Below are 390 nucleotides of genomic sequence, written 5' to 3'. Positions count from 1 at the left end.
GGTGATGACCAGCACGGGCAGGGTCATGGCGGTGCCCACCTTGAAGTAGTAGCCCCAGGCGATGCGGGTGCCCTTTTTGGCAAGCACATGCAGCCACAGCAGCGTGGCCAGGCTGCCGATGGGCGTGATCTTGGGGCCCAGGTCGCAGCCGATCACGTTGGCGTAGACCATGGCCTCCTTCACCGCGCCGCCGGCATGCGATGCATCGATGGCCAGCGCACCCACCAGCACCGTGGGCATGTTGTTCATCACCGAGGAAAGACCCGCGGCAAGGAAGCCGGTACCCAGCGCTGCCCCCCAGATGCCCATGCCCGCGAGCTGGTCGAGCAGGGCCGCAAGATGGGCCGTGAGCCCTGCGTTGCGCAACCCGTAGACCACGAGGTACATGCC

At 66.4% G+C, this 390-nt stretch carries 1 protein-coding gene; it reads right to left on the bottom strand.

The window, feature by feature from the left end:
• On the bottom strand, positions 1 to 390 hold a 390-nt coding region (locus tag AC066S_RS39960), incomplete at both ends, for an ArsB/NhaD family transporter (protein ID WP_478272089.1).

This window comes from Bradyrhizobium sp. CFUWI (assembly GCF_056429085.1).
Note: the sequence above shows the minus strand (reverse complement) of the source record. Positions and strands in the feature narration are given on the sequence as shown.